This is a genomic window from Aggregatibacter sp. oral taxon 458 str. W10330, from assembly GCF_000466335.1.
Lineage (GTDB): Bacteria > Pseudomonadota > Gammaproteobacteria > Enterobacterales > Pasteurellaceae > Aggregatibacter.
In genome coordinates this window covers 1-26,233 of sequence record NZ_KE952604.1, presented here as the reverse complement: position 1 = coordinate 26,233, position 26,233 = coordinate 1, and the positions used below count along the sequence as shown (strand labels likewise).

Here is a 26,233-nt window from a genome sequence, read left to right as displayed (position 1 = left end):
AGCGTGCAACTTGTTGCACGAAATCATGAATGTCAGAAAGGGCCAAATAATGTTCCGTGCGTGGTTTCGTCGTGCATCAAGATGCACGCTACAATATGAAATCACGCCCCCGTAGCGTGCAACTTGTTGCACGAATAAAAATGCTCGTGAGGAAAATCATTCGTGGCACGCCACGTACGAAATCGTGAATCCCCAGAAGGGTTAAATAACGTTCCGTGCGTGGTTTGGTCGTGCATCAAGATGCACGCTACGCACTGAAAATGCTCCGCACGGTGATCAACAACACAAACCATGCACAATAAAAAAGCTGACTTCCCACGAAGAGAAATCAGCTTTTGACATCACTTATTCAGTGATTTAATACGTAGATTAGCGACGTAAACCTAAACGAGCGATTAAGCTGCTGTAAAGTTCAAGATTAGTACGTTTTAAGTAATCTAAAAGTTTACGACGACGGGAAACCATGCGTAATAAACCGCGGCGACCGTGGTGGTCTTTTTTGTGTTCAGCAAAGTGTGCTTGTAAGTGGTTGATTTGTGCGGTTAATAAAGCGATTTGAACTTCGGAAGAACCGGTGTCTTTACCATCGCGACCAAATTCAGCAACGATTTTTGCTTTTTGTTCAGTACTTAGAGACATAATAACTCCTAATATGAAGTGGTTAATGATACATCGTTCGCCGATCTCTAATTCAGCGACGACAAAGGAGTGCAGATTTTAGCCATTGCGCGGCGAAAAAGCAATGAATTTATCTTGTAATAACGCATTTAATTGGGTTGCAAATGCTGTTGGATTTTCTTGATGCGCATTATGTCCTGCCTGTGGAATCAGTGTTAGGTTCAACTGATTTTCTAACGCCATTTGTTTGAATTTATGATCCCGTTCGCCACAGAAATACTCGATCGGATAAGGGCTATTTTTGACGTAAGGACGTAAATCCGGTTGTTTGGCAAGAGACGTTGCTAACAGCATTTTGGCAATATTATCGCCACAGTTGGCTTGGCGTTTTTCGATCAACGTCTTGCGTTGGTCTTCCGTTAAATGGGCGAAGACAGATTGTTGATACCAATCATTCAGTACGGAAGTCGCGGTTTCATGGCGAAAACGTTGCGCCCAAAATACATCATTTTCCCACCGCACTTTTTTGTCCGCCTCATTCGTCAATCCAAGATTGCCGCCTTCAATAATCAGCCCTTGCAGGTTGTATTTGTCCTGTTGACTGCAGAGGGCGTAATACAGCGCAATTCTGCCACCGAGGGAATAGCCCACTAAAAAATAAGGGTGATTTTCTACCGCACTTTGGATGCGTTGTGCTACGTAAGCACTGGTGTCATCAAAATCCTGTACGGGGTGATTTTTTGCGCTGCCGTGGAAAGGCAAATCCAAGGCAACGCAATGAAAGTGCGGTAGATTTTCCGTGAGTTTTTGCCAGTCGGCTTGAGTGCCGAGTAAGCCGTGTAAAAAAATGAGGTAAGGTTTCATCACATGAAAAAAGCAAACTAACGTGAGATAGTTTGCTTTTGATCTTTCCGTTTATTCACCGACAACTGCGTAGCTGATTTGGTCGATGAGGCGTTTGTAAATGGTGCTGCCGTCATTCGGCGCGACTTTAATTTCGATGATAGTGGCTTCGCGACGTGAATAGGCTTGTTTTAGCACGGAGCTTAAATCCGCCCAGGTATAAGGACGGGCATATTTTAAATCGAACATGGATGCCACTTGGGAAAACTCGGTGTGGTGCGGCATACGATAGAACTTGTCTTTGACTTCGGCATCCACCGGCAACATATCAAAAATCGCGCCACCGTTGTTATTGATAATAAACAAAATAGTCGGTTGGGTAAGTTTTTTGAACAATGCCAGCGAGTTTAAATCATAGAGTGCGGAGGTATCACCCACTAAGGCGACGACCGGTTGGTTAGAACCGATACCAATGCCGGCAACGGTGGCAAGTAAACCGTCAATACCACTCGCCCCACGATTGGTATGGATCGGGTAGCCTTCCGGCAATTTGGTAAGCGCATCCACTAAACGCACAAATAAACTGTTGCCGAGGAAAAGGGTGCCATTGTTCGGCAGTAAACGTTCAATGTGGTGAGCCAAGGAAGCTTCATTTAAATTGCCGCCCACTTGCTGCTCAATAAAGGTGGCGCAGAATTTGGATAACGCCAACGCTTCCAATAACCACGGTTTTTGTCTTAACGGCGGATGGGCGCGCAACCAATGATGAATTTTGGCAACAAAACGGGTGTGGGAATGATGGTAAGGATCCACCGCTTGTGGATTTTCATCCACAATCCAATATTCGTTTTTAAATTCAGCTAAAAACTGGTTAATGCGTTTGCTAATAAAACGGTTGCCAAGCTGAATGACAATATCTGCCTGCAACATTTTTTGTTTCACCGTTTGATTCGCAAGCCAAATATCCGCATAAGGCAAACTGGCTTCCACACCGGATTGAATATCGGTCAGCAACACCCAGCCCATGGTATTTGCCCAAGAAGCAATGCCCATGGCTTGTTCTGCCGGCATTCTGCCCGCCACAATAATCCCGCGTTTGGTGCGCCACTGATCCCAGTGTTCGTGAATCAATACTTCTTGATGGGGCGCAGGGTAGGTTGTCCAACTTTTATTTTGGCTTAACCAACGTTGAACGGGCGCTAACCAAGGATGAACGTCAATTTCTTCTGCATTGGCATCATATAAAGGTTCGGCGAAAGGTACATTGATGTGAATCACGCCTGCTTCTTCCGCTTGTTTATGGCAGGCTTGCTCAATTTTTGAAATCAACCAGCTTGCTGCATAATCTTGGCTTGGGCGCGGAAGATTCAAATTGGCAAGGGGATAATCGGCAAACATATTTTCTTGCAAAATCGCCTGATTCGCACCGCACTCTAACAATTCCGGCGGACGATCCGCAGTGAGTACAATCAGATTGACGTGGCTTTGACGGGCCTCAATGATTGCCGGGTATAAATTGGCGGCAGCCGTGCCGGAAGTGACAATAACAGCAACAGGTTTTTTGGTCGATTTTGCGATGCCAAGGGCAAAGAAACCTAAACCACGTTCATCAAAATGTGTATGACAAAGGGCACGGTTGGCATTTTGTAAACGTACAGCTTCCAATGTCAGTGGGGTCGAACGCGAACCGGGCGCGATACAAAAGTGGGTTACACCTTGACGCACAAGGGTTTCCAAGATCACTTTTGACCAACAACGATTAAAGACGCTTACTGACATTTTTGCTCTCCGTTTTCAGATTTCGTTATTTTTAATAATGAGATTAATCCCGCGGCTTTGCGCTCGATTTCTTGCCATTCTAGCAAGGGAACTGAGCCCTCAACAATACCGGCACCGGCAAACACATGAATTTTGTCTGCTTCAACAAAGGCCGAACGAATCGCCACACAAAACTCCGCTTGTTGTTGATTAAAAAAGCCTAATGTGCCGGCATACCAACTGCGATCGTAATGTTCAATTTGTTGTAACAATGTTTTCGCTTTTTGTTGTGGCAAACCGGCAACGGCAGCGGTCGGATGAATGGCTTGCAAGCAGTTCAAATCAGTACAGTTATCGGTTAAAAGTGCGGTGATTTCTCGGCGTAAATGTTGTACTTGACGCAGCTGTTTGATGCCGAGGTTGCCGACTTCAATGTATTGAGTAAAAGGGGCTAAATTGGCGCAAATCCCATCCGCCACCAATTGGTTTTCATGGATGTTTTTCTTATCGCTAAGTAACCAATCGGCTTGTTTACGATTGCTTTCATGATCCTCGTTCATGGGTGAGGTACCTGCGAGAGCCTCTGTTTTTAAATGACGCTCATGACGTGCATACAACCGTTCCGGCGAAGAACCAAGGAAACTGGTTTTGTCATCTTGCGCGAAAAGAAAGTGGTAGCAGCCTTTATTGTAAATTTCACTTTGCGCTAAAAAATCCTTGGCATTGAGCGGTTGATTGAGGGCAAAGGTGCTTTTATTGGCTAACACCAATTTGGTGACCGTTTTTTCATGAATTTGCGCCAGAGCCTTTTCTACCCAACTTGCCCATTGCGTCGGATTCGCTTGCTGGTCAATCAAATCCGCTTGGCTTTGAAGCGGTAAGAGTGCGGTCGTTTTTTCAAATGTTTTTAAAACCTGCAACGCCTTGTCTTTATTGTGAATAAGATTATCTTGGTCAATAAAAACGGTGGCTTGAATTTGATTGTCACGCTGTTCTAACACTAACTGTGGCAGAAAAAAGGTGGTTTGCCCGTAAAACTGGATACCGCCGAAAAGGGGGAAATTATGTTGATTCACGAAATCTTGGGCCGCGTCTAATTGTTGAAATGTACGAACGGCGCCAAGCGTGGCAAAGCATTGTGTTGTTTGCTGTAATTGAAAATAGAATTGCGGATAGTGCGGTTGTGCTTTTAGCCAACCTAATAAATCAACCGCGCATTCGGCTTGTGCTGAACAAACCGCAATGTGATGAGGTTGATTTAATTGTAATGCATTAATTTGACTGATTAATTGCGTTTTAATTGATTGCAAACTATCCATTTTGAAAAAGCATTGTCTTTAACGGGAAAATAAGTTAAAAATGAACCCCAATTCTACCGCACTTTACGGGAATTTTTCACAAAATATTTCATTTCTTAATTACTCAAGGTCAAAACTATGGAACGCTTTCCCAAATCAGATAAATTAGAGCACGTTTGTTACGATATTCGCGGACCCGTGCACAAAGAGGCACTACGCCTTGAAGAAGAAGGACATAAAATTTTAAAACTGAATATCGGTAACCCTGCGCCTTTTGGTTTTGAAGCGCCTGATGAAATTCTCGTTGATGTCTTACGCAATCTTCCTTCAGCCCAAGGTTATTGTGACTCCAAAGGGCTTTATTCTGCCCGCAAAGCGATTGTGCAATATTATCAATCGAAAGATATTCGTAGCGTCACGGTGAATGATGTTTACATCGGAAATGGCGTGTCAGAGTTGATTACGATGGCGATGCAAGCACTGTTGAATGATGGTGATGAAGTGTTAATTCCTATGCCGGATTACCCATTATGGACTGCCGCGGCAACGTTGGCGGGCGGTAAAGCGGTACATTATTTGTGTGATGAACAGGCAGATTGGTTCCCGGATGTGGAAGACATCAAAAGCAAAGTCACCTCACGCACGAAAGCGATTGTGGTAATCAATCCGAACAACCCGACCGGTGCGGTTTACAGCAAAGAATTATTGTTAGAAATCGTTGAAGTGGCACGTCAGAATAATTTAATCATTTTTGCCGACGAGATTTACGATAAAATTTTATACGATGGTGCGGTACACCACCATATCGCCGCATTAGCGCCGGATTTATTGACGGTCACGTTTAACGGCTTATCCAAAGCTTATCGTGTTGCCGGTTTCCGCCAAGGTTGGATGATTTTAAATGGACCAAAAAAACACGCCAAAGGTTACATTGAAGGTTTGGATATGTTGGCATCTATGCGTTTATGTGCCAATGTGCCAATGCAACATGCGATTCAGACCGCACTTGGCGGCTATCAAAGCATTAACGAATTTATTTTGCCGGGCGGACGCTTGTTAGAACAACGCAATAAAGCCTATGAATTGCTCAACCAAATTCCGGGAATTAGTTGTACGAAGCCGATGGGGGCGTTGTATATGTTCCCGAAAATCGATATCAAAAAATTCAATATGTATGATGATGAAAAAATGGTGTTTGATTTATTGGCACAGGAAAAAGTCTTGTTGGTGCATGGTCGTGGTTTTAACTGGCATTCACCGGATCACTTTCGTATTGTGACATTGCCGTATGTTCATCAAATTGAAGAAGCCTTAGGCAAATTTGCGCGGTTCTTGTCGCATTATCATCAGTAATGTCTTTCCGAAGAAAAAGCCCCGAATGGATATTCGGGGCTTTTTGTTTGGCATAAAGTGCGGTCGTTTTTTTGAATGATTTTTAGAATCGTAGCGTGCAACGTGTTGCACGAAATCGCGAATGTCTGAAAGGGGTAAATCACGTTCTGTGCGTGATTTGGTTGTGCATCAAGGTGCACGCTACGCATGAAATCATAAATTACGCATCGAGGTTAATAAAAATCCGCACATAAAACGTGCGGGTTGTTATTTATCAACGTCTTATTTTTTCGCCATTTTATTGTCTAATGCGAAAGCGCCTGCACCGGCAAAAACAAAATAGAAGAAGATAAAACAATATAATACCGCTGCTTCACCGCCATTCATTAGCGGGAAAAGCACACCTTTCGGCGCATGGAGCATGAAATATGCCACGGCCATTTGACCACTCAAAATAAAGGCTGAAAGGCGAGTCAATAAGCCTAAGATAAATAAAATACCAAAGACCAATTCAATCACCCCCCCCACGCCCATTAACGAGGCAAGTTCTACAGAGCCGTTCCCACCGGTCATGGACATCGGGAATTCCCAAAATTTTGCGGTGCCGTGTAAAACAAAAGCATAGCCCAAAACGATGCGTAATAAACCTAAAACATAATGACGATATTTGTCTAAAAACATAAATTTTCCTTCTATAAATTGGAGTGTGTTAGTGAGGTGGCGTATGCTAACACAACGGAAAATGAAAAAAATACTTCAAATAGAAAAGGATTATTTCCAATTCGTTAATAATTTATGCTTTTCGCGGCATTTAACGTTGCCATAAAGGCTTCCGCAGGTAAAAAACCGGTAATCCGTTGCGCTTGAATTTCTTCGCCCTGTTGATTAAAGAAAATAATCGTAGGCAAGCCCGTTACCGCAAGTGCTTTCATTAAAGTGCGGTTAGATTCGCTGTTATTTGTCATATCCACTCTTAACAACAAAACATCACTCAACGCGCTTTGCACTTGCGGATCTGCAAAGGTTTTATGCTCAAATTCCTTACAAGCAACGCACCAATCGGCATATAAATCCAACATGGCAATTTTATTCGGGTGCTGTTTTAGCACAGCTTGCAATTCGTCATAATTGGAAATTTGTTGAAAAACGAGCGAATTTTTGACCGCACTTTGGGCATTCGCGGCTTGTGAGGTCGTCGCATTATCTTGCCACACCCAATTTTGTAATGGCTGTGCAGAAACCATGGCTGCAACAAAGAACACAATACGGAAGAATAAACCAATACCGTTTGAACGCATCTGTGTGGCCAACCAAATGAAGAAACTCATGCCAAGTAATGCCCACAAACGCGGTTCCCACATACTTGGAATAATGCGCGAAATCAGGAAAATCGGTAACGCCAACATGACAAAGCCAAAGGCGGTTTTCACGTTTTCCATCCAAGCCCCGGATTTCGGTAGGATTTTATTGCCGAATACGGTAATTAATATGAGCGGCAAGCCCATGCCTAACGCCAATAAATAAAGGGTCAATGCGCCAATGACGAAATCACCGGATTGCGCTACATAAAGCAATGCGCCGGATAAGGGCGCGGAGGTGCAAGGAGACGCCACTAAGCCGGCAATCGCCCCCATGACAAACACCCCGAAAAAAGCGCCGCTTTTTTGTTGTTGGCTAAATTGCGTCAGTTTAGTTTGCAAAGACGAGGGCAGCTGTAATGTGAATACGCCAAACATGGACAACGCCAGCAATACAAAGACAACGGAAAGTCCAATCAGGACATAAGGACTTTGTAGGGCAATTTGGAATGGCAGACCAATCAGCACAACCACCAAACCGAGCAAGGTATAAGTTAATGCCATGCCTTGTACATACACAAAACTAAGCGCAAGTGCGCGCCAGTTGCTGGTCTCTTCTTTTCGACCACCGATGACAATGGCAGAAAGCAACGGCAACATCGGCAGCACGCAAGGCGTAAAGGCCAATCCGATACCTAAGACAAAAAACCACAACATGGCGTATTTACTTTGCGACAGACTCTCTGCCAGTTGATTTTGTTGTGATGAAAAAACGTTGGCATTTTCCACCGCACTTTGCGATGGCTGATGCGTCTCTACACTATTTTGCATCTCATGGCTGGCAGAAATATTTGACGAAAGATCACCGAGTTGAAATTGTTTGGTTTCCGGCGGATAGCAAAACCCTTTCGCACAACCTTGATAAGTCACTTCCAGCAGATCCTGTGGTTGAGGATCTTTTAACGGCAACGTCAAATTAAGGTCATGTTTGAAAATGGTGACTAATCCAAAGTAAGGATCTTCATATTGTTCTGCAGAAGAAAGAAATTGTGGTGCATTTTCAACGGGCTTGCCATTGAGGGAAAATGCCAATTTATCTTGATATAAATAGTAATTTTCCGCAATTTGCCACTGCATCGAAACGCCAGCATCAGATCGTTGCACATCCAGCTGGAAAGCCTGATCCACCGGTAAGAATTTAGTCTTGTTATTAAATAAATCTGCTTGCGCGGCCATGGCAGTCAAGCAACAGGCTAAGAAAATAAACAGTTTTTTCATCATAAAATCGCACGTTATCCTAAATAAAAATGGGGTTCATTCTAGCATTATAACAAGGATTTTGTTGTAAAATATTCTTTCTAAAATCAATTACTACAAACGGTAAAATAGATTGTCAGGATCGACATCAAGCAAAAAATAGGATGAAAAAATGCACATTACAGTTTATTGCGGCGCAAGTTTAGGTAATCAGCCCGAATACCAACAAGCAACGATTACCATGGGGCAATGGATTGCACAAAAACAACACACCTTGGTTTATGGTGGTGGGAAAATCGGTTTGATGGGATTGTTGGCCGATACAGTATTAGCCCATGGTGGCAAGGTCATCGGCATTATGCCCGCCTTTTTACAGGCTCGAGAGCCAATACACACCGGTTGCACGGAGCTCATGGTGGTAGATTCGATGGCAGAAAGAAAAGCCAATATGCTCAAATTAGCCGATGCCTGTATTGCCTTACCCGGTGGTGCCGGCACATTAGAAGAAATCGCCGAAGTTTATTCTTGGGCAAGAATCGGGAAAAATCCCCATCCTTGCATTTTATTCAATAAAAATGGCTTCTATGATCCTTTAAAAGCGCTGTATCAACGTATGGTCGAAACCGGTTTTCTCTCTGAAGACGCATTCCAAAAATTGTTGTTTAGTGAGGATTTTGCAGAAATTGAACAATTTATTGCTGACTATCAACCGCCCGAATTTCGTCATTATTAAGTGCGGTCAAAAAAATTTCCATTTTTCGATAAAAATTAAGTGATTGAAAATAGCTGATAAAAAGTTCAAATTTCAGCTAAATTGATACACAACATCTCTGTTTTTACCTCTTATTTTTTTATTAAAAATAAGTTTGCATGAAAAAATGTTTTGGTGTAGGATAGCGCACATTGTTATTTTTCACTAAAAAATAAGGTTTTAAGCAAATGAAAAAAGGTATCCATCCTGAAAATTATCGCACTGTGCTTTTTTATGACTCCAACGCCAAACAAGGCTTTTTAATTCGTTCTTGCGCACGTACCACCACAACCATGAAATGGGAAGACGGCAACGAATATCCGGTGTTTATGTGCGATACGTCCTCCGCCTCCCACCCATTTTACACCGGCAAAACAAGACAAATTGCCAGCGAAGGTCGCGCTAGCGAATTTGCTCAACGTTACGGCAAATTTGGTGCATTAAAATCAAAATAAGGAAACAAAAATGCAAGTGTTATCTTCATTAAAAACGGCTAAAACACGTCATCCCGGTTGTAAAGTTGTGCGTCGTCATGGCGTGGTATATGTGATTTGTAAAGAAAACCCTCGTTTTAAAGCACGTCAAGGCGGCAAAAAGAAACGTTAAAAAATCATTATTATTTTGTGTGTAAATATTGAGCGAATGCTCACTTTATCCTCCGAGGGTATTCAGGCTGTCGGAGGATTTTTTATTTTAGTAGAAACCCGATTAAGCCTTGCCAATTTCATGACGTAGATCATAGAATTAAACGCTAATACTGATTATGTTGTATTTTTCATTGTTACGATAATGTTGCAACTATAAAATAAAATTGGATTTATTTTTCATCGCCTCATGATAAAACTCTCATCAGGCAAATAAAGGATTTGCCCATGCAAACACCACAAATTTTAATTGTTGAAGACGAAACGATTACCCGAAATACATTAAAAAGCATTTTTCAAGCGGAAGGGTATGATGTTTTTGAAGCCTCTGATGGGCTTCAGATGCACCAAATTTTAGAAACGGAAATCATTCATTTGGTGATTATGGATATTAATCTGCCGGGGAAAAACGGATTAATGTTGGCGCGTGAATTACGTGAAAATGCCGATATTGCCTTAATGTTTTTAACGGGGCGTGATAATGAAGTGGATAAAATTCTCGGGTTAGAAATCGGTGCTGATGATTACATCACTAAGCCATTCAATCCGCGTGAACTCACTATTCGTGCGCGTAATCTATTGCAACGCACCATGCAAGAAAATCAACGTGCACATCATGTTGAACAGTATAAATTTAACGGTTGGACGTTGGATTTAAATAGTCGTACCTTGATTACACCGGAGGGTGAAGAACGTAAACTGCCTCGCAGTGAATTTCGCGCCATGTTACATTTCTGCGAAAATCCGGGCAAAATTCAGACCCGTGAAGAGTTGTTGAAAAAAATGACCGGTCGTGAACTCAAACCGCAAGATCGGACTGTCGATGTGACGATTCGCCGTATTCGTAAGCATTTCGAGGATCATCACGACACACCGGAAATTATCGCCACCATCCATGGTGAAGGTTACCGTTTTTGTGGAACCTTAGAATAAAATGCAAATTGCGCTGGCGATAATAAGATAATCAGCGAGGCACGCACTGTTCCGCCAGCACTTCCCCAAGGCTAGTCTTAAGTGTATTAGCCTCTTTACGTTCCAGCCAAACCCAATGAATATTGGAATAATTTCTGCCGTTCTCAGCGATACTTGGCGTAAGTTTTTGCGTCACACCATCAAATGTCACAGCAATTGATGTTTGACTGCCTTTTTTATTCTTTCGGGAATGTTTAGTCACACGAACGACTTTATTGTCTTTACATAAATATTCTACTGCCGTTCCCTTTTGAGTCGATTTTTGTAATGCCGTTGGCGTCGGTTTTTTATCTGTTTTCGTGGCAACTACCGGTTTTGCTGCGCATCCGATTAATCCTAAAATAGTCAATAACATCAAGCCCGCTTTTAGCATGATCTTCTCCTTTTAAAAAGCAGATAGGCATAATGCCATGACTATGCCTATCAAGTTTTATGGATCTATTTCTTAAAAGTATAGCTACCGTCTGCCTGTCGAATAAAACGTCCGCCATTGGATAAACGTAACTCCGTCACACGACCTTGCGCATTCAGTAATACCTGAACTTGATCGCCCGGTTTGAAGCTACTGAGCACATTGCCTGCCCCGCTTGCTTTCGTCATAGCATTAACATCGGCAATTTGTAAATTGTTATCACGGAACACCTGCATGAGTGATACGCCTTGAGGCACAACAAGATTTTTGCCGGTAACCGCTGTTGCAGCTGACGGACGCACTGCCGATTTTGCCTCGACAACTTCAATAACACGTTTAGGTGCCTGTGGTTTGACTTGCGGTTTATTTTGAACAACTGGTTGCGGCTTAGCCGGTGCTTTTTCTTCGCGAACACTTTCCGTTTCAACCTTTTTCGCTACATGTTGAGCCGCATGAGGTTTAACTGCCTCAGTACGCACAGGGGCTTCCGCTTTTGGCGTATTGGTTTCAACACCTTTGTTCTCCGCAACCGCTGCCTCACTGTTTGTATTTGTTGTAATATTCGGCTGGGTAATTTCTAATGAACTTGGCGATGAGGCGGTCTGTGCATCTAACACGGTGGCTTCATTTTCCTGCGTTTGATCTAACTGCTGGAACTGAATGGGAATATTATTGCTATTTTGTTGTTCGAAAGATTGCACGGTTTCAGAACTTGGCTTCATTAAAAGGATAAAAAGAAGCAGAAGCAACAATATGCAAAGTGCGACAAAAATACGACGATGTTTTTGTGGCAATATGCTCAAAATCTTCCAATTTTCAGGTGAAGCTAATGTTGCTTTTGTTGCTTTAGGCGCAGAAGCCGTTGCTTTGACACTATTTTCTTCGGTCATCGTGGATTCTGTTGTAACAGATAACACCTCTTCGGCCACTATCGGATCTGCCGCCACATGATGTTCTTCCGGTGCAGTTGAGGGAACAAAGGCTTCCTCACTCGTATTCGGTGCGGTGGAAAAATCCCGTAATGTGGGTTCTTTACGTTCTACTGCGGTTTGAGGCTTTTTATTAAAAAGTGTTTTTGCTCTTTCAAGTAAAGATGGCTCGTTGCCGATGGCTTTCTTCGGTGTAATAGGTTCCATTTTGTTTAATCCTAAATCTAATTCATTTTGAGCCGAATCGGCTAAGTTATTTTGATTTCCAAGGTTTCTTTGTTCAGAATCCACGATATACCTCTAATTAAATAACACAATAACCCGTAAAGTGCGGTCATTTTTGAGCGTGTTTTTCATCTTATGAAAAACCACCTAACCGAATCTGTTACGTCATAATTTATCCATAAAAAATCTTGCCTATTTTAAAGCATCTTTTACTTTTTTGATACCGTCTTCTCAAGACGAATATAAAGTTTTATTCGGTTCGCCGCCGATTTCACGGGCAAGTTTCGGCACCAAATAGCCGGAGCTGATGCGTTGTAGCTCTTTATAAATTTTCAAAGCTTGTGTGTCATCAAGATAAAAATGCGTTGCGCCTTCGACTTTATCTAACAAATGCAAATAATAAGGCAAAATGCCCACTGAAAATAAGCGGTCACTCAATACTTTCAGAATTAGTGCGTCATCATTCACATTTTTGAGTAAAACCGATTGGTTTAATAAAACGACGCCGCAATCCTTTAATTTCGTCATGGCATGGGCAAAATCCTCATCAATTTCATTGGCATGATTGACGTGAGTGACCAAAATTTTTTGCAACCGAGTTTGCGCTAAAAGGCGACAAAATTCATCAGTTATCCGTTGCGGAATGACGACCGGTAAACGGGAATGAATACGCAGACGCTTTAAGTGCGGTATGTTTTCTAGGTGTTTTATCAGCCACTCGAGCTCATGATCTTTTGCCATCAGCGGATCGCCACCGGAAAAAATCACTTCCTCAATTTCAGGACGTTCCTCAATATATTGCAACGCTTTTTGCCAATTTTGCTTGGTGCCTTTGTTGTCTTCATAAGGAAAATGACGGCGGAAACAATAGCGACAATTTACCGCACAACCGCCTTTTACCATAAATAACAAGCGATTATGGTATTTGTGCAAAATGTTGGGGACGACGTTTTTATCTTTTTGTTCTTCCAACGGATCTTTGCTAAATCCTTCGGCTTGTAAAAACTCATCCGCAGAAGACATGACTTGTAAAAACAACGGATCCTTTGGATTGCCCTTTTCCATTTTTTCTACAAAAGGCAGCGGCACACGTATGGCAAATAATTTTCGTGCTTCAATGTCTTGTTTGAAGGATTCGAGAGGGAGTTCGAGGTGTTGTAATAACATTTTCGGATCGGAAATGCCATTTGCCAAATGGGTTAACCAACTTTGTTCTTCTCTAATCGGGATGTTTTGATGTAGAATAGCCACTTTTAAAAAACAATCTTTTTTGAGGATAATATGGCTACATATACTACCAGTGATTTCAAACCAGGTCTAAAATTTATGCAAGACGGCGAGCCTTGCGTGATCGTTGAAAATGAGTTCGTTAAACCCGGCAAAGGTCAAGCGTTCACCCGCACCCGTATTCGTAAATTAATTTCCGGCAAAGTATTGGACGTAAACTTCAAATCCGGTACTTCTGTTGAAGCTGCTGATGTAATGGATTTAAACTTAACTTATTCTTATAAAGACGATGCGTTCTGGTATTTCATGCACCCGGAAACATTTGAACAATATTCTGCGGATGCGAAAGCCGTAGGCGATGCAGAAAAATGGTTGTTAGACCAAGCCGATTGTATCGTGACATTATGGAATGGCGCACCAATTACGGTAACCCCACCAAACTTCGTTGAATTAGAAATCGTTGACACCGACCCGGGTCTTAAAGGCGACACCGCAGGTACCGGCGGTAAACCGGCAACCTTAAGCACCGGTGCAGTGGTGAAAGTGCCATTATTCGTACAAATCGGTGAAGTGATTCGCGTGGATACCCGTTCCGGCGAATACGTTTCTCGCGTAAAATAATTCGCAATTAATCTGACGTAATTACACCATATTACAACAATGCAAAACGGAGAAAATGCCATTCGCTTTTTCTCCGTTTTTATTTTATCTGTGTTATCCATAAATAAAATACGATAAAAAAACACCGCACTTGAGATTCACATCAAGTGCGGTGTTTTTTTTCAAGTTTTTTGCAAGGAACTTATTTACCGCTCCACGCTTTAATCGCGTCTAAACGGGCTTTCACTTTACTTTGGGAATCGCCTTTGAAATAATCTTTGGCTAAACCGCCTTCCCAACCACCGTAGTTCGGGTTAGGAAGCACAATGTAGCTTTTACCAAATTTCGCTTGGTTTTTCGCCACAAAATCACGACGTTCTGCATTTAGTTTACCATGTGTCTCGTCACCGAAGTCGTCTAAGTTATCACCGACATACAGTACAATTTCATAACCTTGGCTTTCAATTTCAGCAAAACGGGCGGATTTAGCAGACTTATCTTTTTTGAGGTAAAGAGAAGATTCATCAACACCAGTAAAGCCCAAACGTTTCATGTCGTCAATAGTGCCGGCTTTTTCATTTTTATCTTTGCGATTAGACACATAGAACATTTTGCCTTTGTGTGCATTCACGTAATTGTTAAATTCCACCGCACCCGCAATGGCACCAGATTCTCTGGCATCAACCCAGCGTGTCCAATCTTTACCATCAAACGGTTTGTTGTTTTTAACTTGCCAACCGGCATATGCACTGTTATCGATCATGGTTTCGTCTAAATCCACGACAACGGCTTTTTTCTTGCCTTTTTTCACTTTTGCCTGATCAAAGGCGACTTTAGCGGTGTTAAATGCTTGATAAGCCAACGCATTATATTCACCGGATTCTTGCATCCAGTTAATTCCTAATACAGCTTGTTGCTGTAATTGCGCGTCTCCTTTTGACGTATTTTGTGCACAACCCACTAATACAAAGGCTGACATTGCAGCAACTGCAGTCAGTTTTAGTGTATTTTTCATTGTTTTTTTTCCTCTTGATTTATGTGATAAATGCCTAAAAATTATAGCAAGCATCATGTATAATTAATAGCACTCTCTTACCCATTCTCTTTCTTTTTTCATAAGGTTTTACAATGACTGAATTATCCAATCCTGAGCTCGTCAAAACGGTCGTTTTATTAGCCACCAGTGTCACAATCGTACCGCTTTTTAAACGTATTGGATTGGGAAGCGTACTCGGTTATTTAGTCGCCGGCTGTTTAATCGGGCCATCCGGTTTTGGGCTGTTTCAAGATCCTTCCAATATTGTTCACATGGCCGAGCTAGGCGTGGTAATGTTCCTATTTATCATCGGTTTAGAAATGCACCCTGAACGCTTGTGGGCAATGCGTAAAGCGATTTTTGGACGAGGGTTGCTACAAGTCGCTGTTTCCGGTGTATTGTTAACATTAATCGGAATTAACCTGTTAAACCTGAGTTTTCCTGTTGCCTTTATTGCGGCAATGGGTTTTACACTTTCTTCCACCGCAATTGTCATGCAAGTTTTAGAAGAACGGGGGATTAGTTCTACGCCAAAAGGTCAACGCGTGGTTTCTACGTTATTATTTGAAGATCTTTCCATCGTTCCTCTCTTGGCATTTGTCGCCTTTCTTTCACCAGAAAGCAATAATTCCGCCCATTCTACCAACTGGGCAGGCATTGGCATCGCGTTGGCTGCCGTATTGGGTTTAGTCGCTGCCGGTAAATGGCTGATGAATCCGATTTTCCGAATGATTTCTAAAGCGCATATTCGAGAAATGATGACTGCCGCAGCATTATTAGTGGTGCTTGGTGCGGCATTAGCTATGGAAATTAGCGGATTATCCATGGCGATGGGCGCATTTGTCGCCGGTGTGATGTTATCTGAATCCGCTTTCCGACATCAATTAGAAGCAGACATTGAGCCATTCCGTGGATTATTACTGGGCTTATTTTTCATGGGCGTCGGGATGTCATTAGATTTCGCTTTAGTTTGGCATAATGCATTATGGCTGCTTGGCATTGTTTTTCTTTATATTTTAGGTAAGGCAATCAGTGTGTATGGTGTGGCTCGCCTCACGTTATTAAATCATAACGAAGCCATTGGACGCATGGCGATTATGGCGCATGGTGGGGAATTTGCCTTCGTTTTATTTTCCGCAGCCACCACTGCCGGCGTGTTATCTGCCGACTTAAATGCTACCTTTACGGCAGCCGTGATCATTTCTATGCTGTTCTCACCGTTAATCGTGTTATTGCTCCGCCGATTATCAAAACCGAATACGCCGGTGAATACCAATAACGATCAGGTAGATAGCATCGATTTAATTGAAAGTGTCGAAAATAACGTTGTGGTATTGGGATTTGGGCGTTTTAGTCAAATTGTGTGCCAAACATTATTGGCAAGAGGCATTCAAGTAACAGTGATTGATGTGAATATTGATCGTATTCGCTCTGCCGCAAAATTTGGTTTTAAAGTGTACTATGGTGATGGTTCCCGCTTAGATGTTTTGCGTGCCAGTGGCCTAGAAAAAGCCTCTTGTTTAATCTTGGGGATTAGTGATACCCATTGTATCGAATTGATTGTCGAGCAGATTAAGCAAGAATATCCGTTATTGCCGGTACTGGCGAGAACTTACGATCGACAAAGTGCGGTCAATTTAATGAAACTTAATATTGATTTTCAAATTCGTGAGACTTTTGAATCTGCCTTAGTTTTAGGACGTGAAGCGCTAATACGTTTAGGGGTTGCGCAAGTTGAAGCAGATGAAGTGGTGACAGCCATTCGTCAATTAGACCAAGAGCGTTTAAATGAGGAAGTATTACATGGCTTCTCAGCGGAATTGGTTAAAAAATATTGGACGCCAAAACCGTTTGTTCGTCCGACACAACACGCGGAAGCGTTAAATGAAGGGGCAGCCGATATTCTTTCTCAAAAGGAAGAAAACGGTTCAGAAGAACTCAACGACGGAAAATAAAAATGAGAAATGAGGGTAGGAAGAAATGAAATCGCAGTACCCTCATATTGCGGCACTTTTTAGCCCAAAGCCATATAAAGGGCGAGAAAATCGAATAAAAATAAATTTTTTATTGATTTTTAAAATAAAATCAGTATCATAAGTCTCCGTTCTAACACACGAGATGGGTCGTTAGCTCAGTCGGTAGAGCAGCGGACTTTTAATCCGTTGGTCGAAGGTTCGAATCCTTCACGACCCACCACTTCGCCATTAGAAAAGCTGTATATCCTAACGGGTCGTTAGCTTAGTCCGGTAGAGCAGTGGACTCTTAATCCATTGGTCATAGGTTCGAATCCTATACGACCCACCACATTTCTCTACATTATTCTCCTATACCTATCAAATATAACGAATTCCTAGTTCACAAGCCGGCTTTTTAATTTTCCTCTCTTCTTATCGTTGACGACAACACTGTGTTATCATTTTGCTTTCTGAAGTAACGGGTTTTGATAAAATGAGCATTCCCTGTTATAGAGAATAAGAGACAACTTAACGGTATAACGTTTATGATGAAAAAGAAAAATCAAATTTTAGTGACATTATCCGTGGTAGCGCTGTTGGGCGGCTGCTCGGAAGATGAAGTGCAACGCGATGTGTACAACAGTCTGGACGATTGCATTGCGGACTGGATTAGACCGGAATTATGCGAGCAGGATAAATCCCAAAGTACAAATACGAGCCCTGTGTTAGGCAGTCAAGTGACAAATAACCATGGCAATATGGCGAGCAGCGAAAATAATACGGTTGCCGGCGACAATAATGCCACGTCAACCACCACCGCCAGCAGCGATGAAGGTCCTTCTATCGGCAGCGCCATTGCCGGTGCGGCGGCAGGTTACATGATCGCCAAAGCCATGAGTGGTTTTCTAGGCCCGAGTTACAATCCCAATAATCGCGCCGTTTCGACACCAACCGGGCAAATTATTCGACCACAAGGCAACCATTCTGTGGGCAAGCCGGTGCTGGTTAAGGGGGGTGCCGGCAGCGCAAACAGTAAACCGATTTCGCGCGGTGGGTTTAGTAGCAGTAACACCAGTAAAAGTGGCGGTGGTTAATCATGAAACGTATCACCGGTATTCCAACCCGCCCCGACATGGTGCAACAGCTGCTTGAGGTGGGGTTTGATTATTATAATCTGCCTTCTACCGATGGATCGCATTATTGGTCGGACAATGTTGCCTACGAATTTACGTTGGCAGAAATTGACCAAATTGAAGACGCCACTAACGAATTGCATGCCATGTGTATGGATTTCGTTGCCGATGAAGTAAAACAAGGCGATTATGAGCACTATCGCTTCACCGATTTACAAAAAAATCTGATTGAACAATCTTGGCGTGAAAACGCACCGCACTTATATGGGCGTTTTGATTTTGGCTATGACGGCGACAATCTCAAAATGTTTGAATATAACGCCGATACGCCGACCTCTTTGCTGGAAGCCGCAGTGGTGCAATGGCAGTGGTTGGAGCAAGTGGAAGGCTTACCGAATCGCGATCAATTCAACTGGATTCATGAAGAATTGATTACCCGTTTTTCCGTGTTGCAACAGCAAAGCGGCAAAACCGGTTGCCATTTTGCGGCGATGGCGGATGCCGGACGGGAAGATTGGGGCAATTTGGATTATCTTGCGGATGTAGCCTATAACGCCGGTTGGCATATTCACCGATTGACCATTGAAAACATCGGCTACGATAGCGACACGCAACAATTTGTCGATCTCAATAACCACCCCATTGAAACGCTGTTCAAATTGTATCCGTTAGAATGGATGACAACCACTGAATACGCACCGCACATGTTAAACAGTGCAACGCAATTTTTTGAACCGGCATGGAAATTGTTACTGAGCAATAAAGCCCTGCTCGCTAAACTGTGGCAAAAACACCCGAACCATCCGTATTTATTGCCAACCTATTTTAATCGACACGACATTACGGATCGCAATGCTATTTGGGTGAAAAAGCCGTTATTAGGCCGTGAAGGTGCCAACGTGTTTTATTATGAAAAAAGCAACGGCTTGGAGTTTGCTGCCAAAGGCAGTGAGCATTCAAATTTCTATGCCAATGCCGGCTATATTTATCAGCAGAAATTTGAGTTACCGAATTTTGATGGGATGTATCCGGTCATCGGTTCTTGGGTGGTGGGCAATGTGGCATGCGGCATGGGCTTGCGTGAAGACTTCACCGCCGTCACCGGCAACGACAGCCATTTTATCCCCCATTATTTCGTGGAATAAATTAACCCTTTATCTACTCCCTCAAAAGCCCCAAAGCACGAGGGAGTTATATGGGGAGTTAAAAACGACAACAAAGACAAACACTCACGAACAAAAACGACAAATAAAAAAATGATAATATGCTGTTTTTGCTATGATTTTTGACAAGAAAGACGTTATTTGACAAGTGAAGTGGCGGTGAGAGGGGGATTCGAACCCCCGATGCAGTTTCCCACATACACGCTTTCCAGGCGTGCTCCTTCAACCACTCGGACATCTCACCGTGATTAGGACGTGCGAACTATAAGGATTTCATTGAGTTTCGTCAAGTATTTTTGTAATTTTGTCGTTCATAAGATAAAAATTTCACCAATAATCGGGTAAAATAAGCGTCCATTCAGGATTATCCCACTCAATTTTTCATCCGCTATTATTCATTATGTTAAAAAAATGGTTTCTTACTAAAAATGCCTTTCTGTCAGTTAAACCTTTCAGCGCATTAAAAGACAGTTTCAGAAACGGCTATACCTCCCGTCATTTGGTTAAAGATATTATCGCCGGATTAACCGTTGGCATTATCGCTATCCCACTTTCCATGGCGCTTGCCATTGCCAGTGGTGTGCCGCCGCAGCACGGTTTATATACCGCCATTGTTGCAGGGATTATTATCGCGCTAACCGGAGGATCGCGCTTTAATATTTCCGGCCCAACAGCCGCCTTTGTGGTTATTTTGTTCCCTGTTACCCAGCAATTCGGCCTAAGTGGTCTGCTGATGGCCACATTATTTTCCGGTATTATTTTGGTGCTGATGGCGCTGTTCCGTTTAGGGCGACTTATCGAATATATCCCGCTCCCGGTCACCCTCGGATTCACATCCGGCATCGGTATCGTCATTGCTACCTTACAAATTAAAGATTTCCTTGGTTTGAGCATTGAACAGATGCCGTCTCATTACCTTGAAAAAGTACAGGTCATTTTAACCGCACTTCCAAGTATCAACTGGGCTGATGCCGGTGTGGGTATCATTACCCTCATTACCTTAACCCAATGGCATAAATTACGTCTGCCCATTCCCGGTCATTTGCCTGCGGTGATTGTCGCAACACTATTATCCTTATTGCTGACCCACTTCGGCTATGCTGTCGCAACCATTGGCACCCAATTCCAGTACACGCTGTCTGACGGCACAACCGGCTATGGTATTCCTAGCGTCTTGCCTGAATTTTCCTTGCCATGGAACATTCCCGATCCGCAAGGAAACTTAATTAACTGGAATTTTGATACCATTCAACGTCTATTGCCGGCGGCATTTTCTATGGCAGTTTTGGGCGCGATTGAATCGTTATTGTGTGCCGTCATTTTGGACAATATGACCGATACCAAGCACCATTCCAATAACGAACTATTAGCGCAAGGTCTTGGCAACATCGCCTCTCCATTTTTCGGTGGAATCACGGCCACTGCCGCCATCGCACGTTCTGCGGTAAACGTTAAATCCGGTGGTGTATCACCGATTTCAAGTGTCGTGCACGCTTTATTAGTGTTATTTGCCTTATTGTTTTTTGCCCCGGCGCTGTCTTATTTGCCGTTATCTTCGATGGCGGCGCTCTTGTTGGTTGTGGCTTGGCATATGGCAGATTTACCGCAAATTATTCAACTGATCCGTCGTTCCGGACGTAACGAAATTGCAGTATTGTTGGTTTGCTTAATTCTCACGGTGTTATTCGATATGGTTATCGCCATTTCCGTGGGCGTGTTATTGGCGAGTCTGCTGTTTATCCGCACCATCGCCGAAATGACCAAATCCATCAACATCGCAGTGCCGGAAGATTTAGATGATGTATTAATTTATCGTATTAGCGGACCGCTCTTTTTCGCTGCGGCGGATAACCTCTTCGCCGACTTGCATGACAAAACCGTTCACACCGATCACGAAATCAAATACATTGTTTTACAATGCGATGCGGTGACCGTACTGGATGCTGGGGGAATCCATGCACTCACCCGTTTCGTGCAACATATGTTGCCTCATCAACAGCTTTATATGTGTAATATGCAGTTCCAGCCGCTACGCACGATTGTTAAATCCGGTTCATTGCCTGAAATCAAAAAAATTACGTTCACTGCTGATTTAACCGAAGCATTGAATAAAATTCGGGAATTTGAGGGAATTGAGGTGAAATAATTTGTGATATTTACGGGTAAAAAGGAGAATTTATGCTAAATCTCGCGGCAATCACTACTCAACTTCAGCAACTTAAAGTCGTTCCGGTTATCGCATTGGATCATGCTGAAGCTATTTTTCCGTTGGCAGATATTCTGGCTCAAAATAGCTTGCCGGTAGCAGAAATTACGTTTCGCTCTCCGGCAGCTGAAAAGGCAATTAGCTTATTGCGCCAACAGCGACCGGATTTTCTGATTGCCGCGGGGACGGTTTTAACCGCCGAACAGGTTTTTCAAGCGAAAAATGCCGGTGCAGATGTTGTCGTGACACCGGGATTTAATCCTCAAATTGTGCAATTATGCCGAGCGTTAAACTTACCGATAATACCGGGTGTGAATAATCCAATGGCGATTGAAGCGGCATTAGCATTGGGCATTGACACGGTAAAATTTTTCCCAGCAGAAGCTTCTGGCGGTGTGAAAATGATTCACGCGTTGCTAGGCCCTTATGCACAATTAAAAATGATGCCAACAGGAGGAATTGGGTTGCAAAATATTCAAGATTATTTGGCCATTCCGAATGTGGTGGCCTGCGGTGGATCTTGGTTTGTTGAAAAAACACTAATTAATGCGAAAAATTGGTCTGAAATTAATCGATTAACCCAAGAAGTCGTTACGCTGACAAAATAATAAAGTGCGGTTAAAAAACATTGTAGATTTTCACCGCACTTAGAAAAAGTTAATGGCATTCGTCCATCGGTATCAAACATCTCCCATCTCCTCACATCGAATCTCTATGCAAGAACAGAGGGAAGTGAACTACATTTCTTGTACCACAAATTGCAAGGCATGACGGGCAAATAATTTGGCTTTACGCTGCTTTAAATGTTTTAAGCGTAAAGCACGTGCTTGTTGCTGGTGGAAAAATTTCTTTTTACTCGGTTTTAAGTGTTTTCTCTTGTTCATGATCATTTTCCTCTGCAGGCGAATTAGTGCTTGAATTGTTATTTACGTCTTCGTTTTTATCACTTTGATTTTGTTGCACACGGTAATAATTCATAATGCTATTCATATAGCGACGAATATTTTCGACATATTGAACGGCTTCATAACCTCGAGCATAGCCATATTTTAAGTTGGTATAGTAACGCTTTTCCGCCAATAGCGGTAAGTTCTTTTTCACATCCAGCCAATTGTCTGCATTCCCTCCTAAACTTTTGGTTAAGCGGCGTGCATCCAATAAATGCCCTAGACCCATATTATAAGCCGCTAAGGCAAACCAAATACGATCGTCATTGTTGATACTGTCAGGGATCTGTTCAATCAACCAATGTAAATATTCAGAACCGGCTTTGATGCTTTGTTCGGGATCGGTACGATCAGTGATTTTCATGCGTTCGGCAGTGTCTTTGGTCAACATCATCATGCCACGTACGCCTGTGGGTGACGTGGCATCAGGGTTCCAGTGGGATTCTTGATAGGCAATAGCGGCCAATAAACGCCAATCTAAATTGCCTTTATGTTTTGTAAAGAGCGGTTCAAATTTCGGAAGAATCGCTTCAATAGAATTCAAATAGGATTTGGTATCCACGTAATCAAACTGGCGAAAATGATTAAAATATTTCTCTTCAATATTGGCAATTAATCCTGAATCAATCGCGGTATTCATGAAATCTAGCAAGGCTGATTGCAATTCGTTAGACGAATTATTGGATAAATACCAATGTACGCTCATTTCATCTGTTAAATCAAATGCCACCGCAATTTGCGGTTTGATTTGTTGGGTCGCAGAAATATCCAAAGAATTAGCAAGGGTGTACGCAATTTTACCTTCCGCCACTTGTAATAATAATTCTTCCTGTGTGAGTTTTTTATCTACCCGCCAACGGAGTTTCGGATGCTTAAGTTGGGCATCTTTTAAAATTTGCACTAATTCGGAACTTTCAGGAATCACCAATGTGTCATTAATTTGCGCCAAAGAACGAGGGCGATTTTCTCCTTTGCGATACGCCAGTTGCCAAGAGGCGGAATAATAAGAAGGACCTAGCTGGAAATGCTCCGCCTTATCTGTTTGATAGAAAAGATTCGCCGCGGCAATATCAATTTTATGTTCATCTAACGCATCAAACAACGTGTCAGTACTCTCCATTGGCCGCATTTCAAGTTCTACGTTCAAATAGCTAGCAAAGGCTTTACTTAATTCATATTCCAAGCCGGATTCCCCCTCTCCATTAATAAAATAAGAGATAGGGTGATTTATCGTACCAACCACTAATTTGCCGCGTTCTTGAATTGCTTGATAAGGGTTTTCTTCCGAGTGCATGATATGTTGCCACGGAAATACCATATCAATCGCCCAAAGTAATAAGCATAAGCCTGCAACAATACGTAAAAATAAACCTTTCAAATGATATTTCTCTTGATCTTGTTTGTTATAAACGTCGTTCAATGATCACGCCAACGTTATTTGCTTGTGCTACCGCTTTCGGTTTGCTTAATTTAAGCCGAAGCCACGTTATTCTAAATCGTTGTTGTAATTGCTCTGCTACCTCATTGGCCACCCGTTCAATCAATAGAAAAGGTTTAGACGCTACATAATCAATAATAAATTCACTGATTTGAGCATAATTAAGCGTTAATTGTACATCATCCGCCGCTGCCGCTTGGCGGGTATCCCACGCCATTTCGACATCAAAAATCAGCTTTTGTTTGATTTGCTGTTCCCAGTCATATACGCCAATTTGTGCAAATACCGTCAAACCTTCAATAAAAATTAAATCTTGCATGGGTTTTCTATACCGTGAGTAACCAAAATTTTTGTGGGCTTATACTACCAACTTTGGGTACAATAGACGAACTCTTTTTACTACGCCATAGGAAATTCCATGAGCCTTTTTGCCTTATTTTATATGCTATTGAGCTACTTACTCGGCTCCATTTCCAGTGCAATTTTATTATGCCGACTTGCCGGCTTACCCGATCCTCGCACATCGGGCTCAAATAATCCGGGTGCAACGAATGTATTACGCATCGGTGGTCGCTGGGTGGCGTTAGCCGTATTATTTTGTGATATGTTAAAAGGAACATTGCCCGTTTGGTTGGGTTATTATCTTGGCTTAACCCAATTTGAATTAGGCATGGTGGCACTCGGTGCTTGCCTTGGTCATATCTTCCCCATTTTCTTCAAGTTTAAAGGTGGCAAAGGCGTTGCCACTGCCTTCGGTGCTATCGCGCCTATTGCTTGGGGCGTTCTCTTTTCCATGTTAGGCACATGGCTGGTAGTTTTCTTGATCAGCGGCTACTCTTCTCTCAGTGCTGTCATCACCGCACTATTCGTGCCGTTTTATGTTTGGTGGTTCAAACCCGAGTTCACTTTTCCTGTGGCATTAGTCTGCTGCCTACTCATCTATCGCCATCATGAAAACATCCAACGCCTCTGGCGCGGACAGGAAGATAAAATGTGGCGTAAATTAAAAAAATAATCTACGTAAAACACGGCAAAAAACGACCGCACTTTAAAATATGGCATAAGCAAAAGGAAGATAATCATGAAACAACAACCTGTCGTGGGCTTTCTCTTCGCATTAATCACCGCAATAGCCTGGGGAACGCTGCCTATTGCGTTGAAACAAGTGCTTGCCAACATGAACACGCAGACCATTGTATGGTATCGATTTATCACAGCGAGCGTGGTTTTATTTATTATCCTTTGGCATAAGAATAAACTGCCTACAACCGCTAAGCTTGGCTATTATGGCTGGTTAGCTGTCATTGGTATTGTAGGCTTGGCCGGCAACTTCTTCTTATTCAATAACGCGTTGAATTATATTGAACCATCCATTGCGCAAATTTTTATCCCTTTATCTTCTTTCGGAATGTTAATCTGTGGTGTATTTGTTTTTAAAGAAAAGCTTGGCGTGCACCAAAAAATTGGCTTGGTCTTATTACTGATTGGATTAGGCTTATTTTTCAATGACCGTTTAGCTATTTTCACTGAACTAAACACCTACTCCACTGGAGTTTTTATCAGTATTAGTGCTGCTTTAGTTTGGGTCGTCTATGGCATGGCACAAAAATTAATGCTTCGTAAATTTAGCTCACAGCAAATTTTATTCATGATTTACTTAGGTTGCGTTTTTGTATTTATGCCCTTTGCTGAATTTTCTCAAGTTGAAAACCTTACACCATTTACATTTGGATGTTTTATTTATTGCTGCCTCAACACGCTCTTCGGTTATGGCGCCTATGCCGAAGCGCTCAACCGGTGGGAAGTATCGAAAGTTAGCGTAGTTATCACTTTGGTGCCGTTATTCACCATTTTATTTTCCCACTTAGCTCACTACATTGATCCCTCAGATTTTATTGCCCCTGAACTCAATACTATTAGCTATATTGGTGCATTAATTGTTGTTTGTGGTGCCGTTTTATCAGCTATAGGACATAAATTATTTGCTTATCGCGCATAAATTAATTATTAACTTAAATATAGATTTATCTTAAGCCTCCTCAAATTAAACTAACATTAAATCAACAAAAAAGGCTACGTTTAAAAAACGTAGCCTTTTATTTAACGATAACAATTTAATTCTTGAAAATTAAATTATTCCCTATCAATTACTTGATGATTTTAGCTACCACGCCAGCGCCTACTGTACGGC

The 26,233-nt window shown here is 42.4% G+C and carries 26 protein-coding genes and 3 tRNA genes; 15 read left to right on the top strand and 14 right to left on the bottom strand.

Going from position 1 to position 26,233, the window contains the following annotated elements; translation table 11 throughout:
- Positions 1-369: 369 nt before the first annotated feature.
- The 4 genes from rpsO to HMPREF9065_RS06040 all read right to left on the bottom strand — a co-directional run bounded on the left by rpsO (position 370) and on the right by HMPREF9065_RS06040 (position 4,538).
- Positions 370-639 carry a 30S ribosomal protein S15 gene (gene rpsO, locus HMPREF9065_RS06025; protein ID WP_021615823.1) on the bottom strand — a complete coding sequence of 90 codons (270 nt, stop codon included), beginning with the start codon at positions 637-639 and terminating at the stop codon, positions 370-372.
- A 78-nt stretch (positions 640-717) separates the two neighbouring features.
- Complete coding sequence (gene menH / locus HMPREF9065_RS06030) at positions 718-1,482, bottom strand: 2-succinyl-6-hydroxy-2,4-cyclohexadiene-1-carboxylate synthase (protein ID WP_021615822.1); 765 nt, start codon at positions 1,480-1,482, stop codon at positions 718-720.
- A gap of 51 nt (positions 1,483-1,533) precedes the next feature.
- Positions 1,534-3,240 (bottom strand): 2-succinyl-5-enolpyruvyl-6-hydroxy-3-cyclohexene-1-carboxylic-acid synthase, encoded by a 1,707-nt coding sequence (menD, locus tag HMPREF9065_RS06035; RefSeq protein WP_021615821.1) that lies wholly within the window; start codon positions 3,238-3,240, stop codon positions 1,534-1,536.
- On the bottom strand, positions 3,231-4,538 hold the full coding sequence (locus HMPREF9065_RS06040) for an isochorismate synthase (RefSeq protein ID WP_021615820.1): 1,308 nt from the start codon (positions 4,536-4,538) through the stop codon (positions 3,231-3,233). Before HMPREF9065_RS06040 ends, menD begins: the two co-directional genes overlap by 10 nt.
- Positions 4,539-4,655: 117 nt before the next feature.
- On the opposite strand from HMPREF9065_RS06040, the gene HMPREF9065_RS06045 reads away from it, so the two are divergent.
- Positions 4,656-5,870 (top strand): pyridoxal phosphate-dependent aminotransferase, encoded by a 1,215-nt coding sequence (locus HMPREF9065_RS06045; protein ID WP_021615819.1) that lies wholly within the window; start codon positions 4,656-4,658, stop codon positions 5,868-5,870.
- 261 nt (positions 5,871-6,131) lie between these two features.
- Here HMPREF9065_RS06045 and HMPREF9065_RS06050 read toward each other — a convergent pair whose 3' ends face one another.
- The gene (locus tag HMPREF9065_RS06050; protein WP_021615817.1) at positions 6,132-6,530 is read right to left on the bottom strand and encodes a DoxX family protein; all 399 of its coding nucleotides are present in this window, start codon (positions 6,528-6,530) and stop codon (positions 6,132-6,134) included.
- A gap of 104 nt (positions 6,531-6,634) precedes the next feature.
- On the bottom strand, positions 6,635-8,425 hold the full coding sequence (locus tag HMPREF9065_RS06055) for a protein-disulfide reductase DsbD (RefSeq protein ID WP_033002510.1): 1,791 nt from the start codon (positions 8,423-8,425) through the stop codon (positions 6,635-6,637).
- A gap of 151 nt (positions 8,426-8,576) precedes the next feature.
- On the opposite strand from HMPREF9065_RS06055, the gene HMPREF9065_RS06060 reads away from it, so the two are divergent.
- The 4 genes from HMPREF9065_RS06060 to arcA all read left to right on the top strand — a co-directional run bounded on the left by HMPREF9065_RS06060 (position 8,577) and on the right by arcA (position 10,732).
- Complete coding sequence (locus HMPREF9065_RS06060) at positions 8,577-9,137, top strand: LOG family protein (RefSeq protein ID WP_021615815.1); 561 nt, start codon at positions 8,577-8,579, stop codon at positions 9,135-9,137.
- 206 nt (positions 9,138-9,343) lie between these two features.
- A complete protein-coding gene (locus HMPREF9065_RS06065; RefSeq protein ID WP_021615814.1) occupies positions 9,344-9,610 on the top strand; it encodes a type B 50S ribosomal protein L31 in 267 nt (88 codons plus the stop codon).
- A 10-nt stretch (positions 9,611-9,620) separates the two neighbouring features.
- Positions 9,621-9,761, top strand: a complete 141-nt coding sequence (ykgO, locus tag HMPREF9065_RS06070; protein WP_006719061.1) for a type B 50S ribosomal protein L36 — start codon at positions 9,621-9,623, stop codon at positions 9,759-9,761.
- A gap of 266 nt (positions 9,762-10,027) precedes the next feature.
- Positions 10,028-10,732, top strand: a complete 705-nt coding sequence (arcA, locus tag HMPREF9065_RS06075) for a two-component system response regulator ArcA (RefSeq protein ID WP_021615813.1) — start codon at positions 10,028-10,030, stop codon at positions 10,730-10,732.
- 31 nt (positions 10,733-10,763) lie between these two features.
- Here the strand turns inward: arcA and HMPREF9065_RS06080 are convergent, their stop codons facing one another.
- The 3 genes from HMPREF9065_RS06080 to epmB form a co-directional block, all read right to left on the bottom strand.
- Positions 10,764-11,144 (bottom strand): MliC family protein, encoded by a 381-nt coding sequence (locus HMPREF9065_RS06080; RefSeq protein WP_021615812.1) that lies wholly within the window; start codon positions 11,142-11,144, stop codon positions 10,764-10,766.
- Between the two features lie 65 nt (positions 11,145-11,209).
- Positions 11,210-12,403, bottom strand: coding sequence for a LysM-like peptidoglycan-binding domain-containing protein (locus tag HMPREF9065_RS06085; protein ID WP_021615811.1), 1,194 nt, complete (start codon positions 12,401-12,403; stop codon positions 11,210-11,212).
- Positions 12,404-12,568: 165 nt separating this feature from the next.
- Positions 12,569-13,588, bottom strand: a complete 1,020-nt coding sequence (gene epmB, locus HMPREF9065_RS06090) for an EF-P beta-lysylation protein EpmB (RefSeq protein WP_021615810.1) — start codon at positions 13,586-13,588, stop codon at positions 12,569-12,571.
- 30 nt (positions 13,589-13,618) lie between these two features.
- Here epmB and efp point away from each other — a divergent pair, with 30 nt between their 5' ends.
- Positions 13,619-14,185, top strand: a complete 567-nt coding sequence (gene efp / locus HMPREF9065_RS06095; protein WP_005544066.1) for an elongation factor P — start codon at positions 13,619-13,621, stop codon at positions 14,183-14,185.
- A 181-nt stretch (positions 14,186-14,366) separates the two neighbouring features.
- Here efp and HMPREF9065_RS06100 read toward each other — a convergent pair whose 3' ends face one another.
- Positions 14,367-15,179, bottom strand: a complete 813-nt coding sequence (locus HMPREF9065_RS06100; RefSeq protein ID WP_033002473.1) for a 5'-nucleotidase, lipoprotein e(P4) family — start codon at positions 15,177-15,179, stop codon at positions 14,367-14,369.
- Between the two features lie 113 nt (positions 15,180-15,292).
- Between HMPREF9065_RS06100 and HMPREF9065_RS06105 the strand changes: the two genes are divergently transcribed.
- From HMPREF9065_RS06105 to HMPREF9065_RS06125, 5 genes are all read left to right on the top strand, one after another.
- The gene (locus tag HMPREF9065_RS06105; protein ID WP_021615808.1) at positions 15,293-17,155 is read left to right on the top strand and encodes a monovalent cation:proton antiporter-2 (CPA2) family protein; all 1,863 of its coding nucleotides are present in this window, start codon (positions 15,293-15,295) and stop codon (positions 17,153-17,155) included.
- Between the two features lie 165 nt (positions 17,156-17,320).
- Positions 17,321-17,396: transfer RNA gene (locus HMPREF9065_RS06110), tRNA-Lys, on the top strand.
- A 31-nt stretch (positions 17,397-17,427) separates the two neighbouring features.
- Positions 17,428-17,504 (top strand) — tRNA-Lys (locus HMPREF9065_RS06115).
- Between the two features lie 199 nt (positions 17,505-17,703).
- Positions 17,704-18,249, top strand: coding sequence for a DUF1190 domain-containing protein (locus HMPREF9065_RS06120; protein ID WP_033002509.1), 546 nt, complete (start codon positions 17,704-17,706; stop codon positions 18,247-18,249).
- A 2-nt stretch (positions 18,250-18,251) separates the two neighbouring features.
- The gene (locus HMPREF9065_RS06125; RefSeq protein ID WP_021615806.1) at positions 18,252-19,433 is read left to right on the top strand and encodes a glutathionylspermidine synthase family protein; all 1,182 of its coding nucleotides are present in this window, start codon (positions 18,252-18,254) and stop codon (positions 19,431-19,433) included.
- 172 nt (positions 19,434-19,605) lie between these two features.
- Here the strand turns inward: HMPREF9065_RS06125 and HMPREF9065_RS06130 are convergent.
- Positions 19,606-19,695 (bottom strand) — tRNA-Ser (locus tag HMPREF9065_RS06130).
- 156 nt (positions 19,696-19,851) lie between these two features.
- On the opposite strand from HMPREF9065_RS06130, the gene dauA reads away from it, so the two are divergent.
- The gene (gene dauA / locus HMPREF9065_RS06135; RefSeq protein WP_021615805.1) at positions 19,852-21,597 is read left to right on the top strand and encodes a C4-dicarboxylic acid transporter DauA; all 1,746 of its coding nucleotides are present in this window, start codon (positions 19,852-19,854) and stop codon (positions 21,595-21,597) included.
- A 32-nt stretch (positions 21,598-21,629) separates the two neighbouring features.
- Positions 21,630-22,265 (top strand): bifunctional 4-hydroxy-2-oxoglutarate aldolase/2-dehydro-3-deoxy-phosphogluconate aldolase, encoded by a 636-nt coding sequence (locus tag HMPREF9065_RS06140; RefSeq protein ID WP_021615804.1) that lies wholly within the window; start codon positions 21,630-21,632, stop codon positions 22,263-22,265.
- Positions 22,266-22,394: 129 nt separating this feature from the next.
- Here HMPREF9065_RS06140 and HMPREF9065_RS10205 read toward each other — a convergent pair whose 3' ends face one another.
- Genes HMPREF9065_RS10205 through folB form a run of 3 tightly spaced genes read right to left on the bottom strand, consistent with a single transcriptional unit; the run spans position 22,395 to position 24,361 of the window.
- Positions 22,395-22,541: a hypothetical protein gene (locus tag HMPREF9065_RS10205; protein ID WP_198009763.1), complete on the bottom strand. Its 147-nt coding sequence runs from the start codon at positions 22,539-22,541 to the stop codon at positions 22,395-22,397.
- Entirely contained in the window at positions 22,510-23,982 is a 1,473-nt protein-coding gene (gene mltF, locus HMPREF9065_RS06145) for a membrane-bound lytic murein transglycosylase MltF (protein WP_033002508.1), read from the bottom strand. Before mltF ends, HMPREF9065_RS10205 begins: the two co-directional genes overlap by 32 nt.
- Before the next feature lie 25 nt (positions 23,983-24,007).
- Positions 24,008-24,361: a dihydroneopterin aldolase gene (gene folB / locus HMPREF9065_RS06150; RefSeq protein ID WP_021615802.1), complete on the bottom strand. Its 354-nt coding sequence runs from the start codon at positions 24,359-24,361 to the stop codon at positions 24,008-24,010.
- Positions 24,362-24,460: 99 nt separating this feature from the next.
- On the opposite strand from folB, the gene plsY reads away from it, so the two are divergent.
- Together plsY and HMPREF9065_RS06155 are read left to right on the top strand one after the other, a co-directional pair.
- The gene (gene plsY / locus HMPREF9065_RS0109445) at positions 24,461-25,057 is read left to right on the top strand and encodes a glycerol-3-phosphate 1-O-acyltransferase PlsY (protein WP_033002472.1); all 597 of its coding nucleotides are present in this window, start codon (positions 24,461-24,463) and stop codon (positions 25,055-25,057) included.
- Positions 25,058-25,123: 66 nt separating this feature from the next.
- Positions 25,124-26,041: a DMT family transporter gene (locus tag HMPREF9065_RS06155; RefSeq protein WP_021615800.1), complete on the top strand. Its 918-nt coding sequence runs from the start codon at positions 25,124-25,126 to the stop codon at positions 26,039-26,041.
- Positions 26,042-26,233 lie beyond the last annotated feature (192 nt).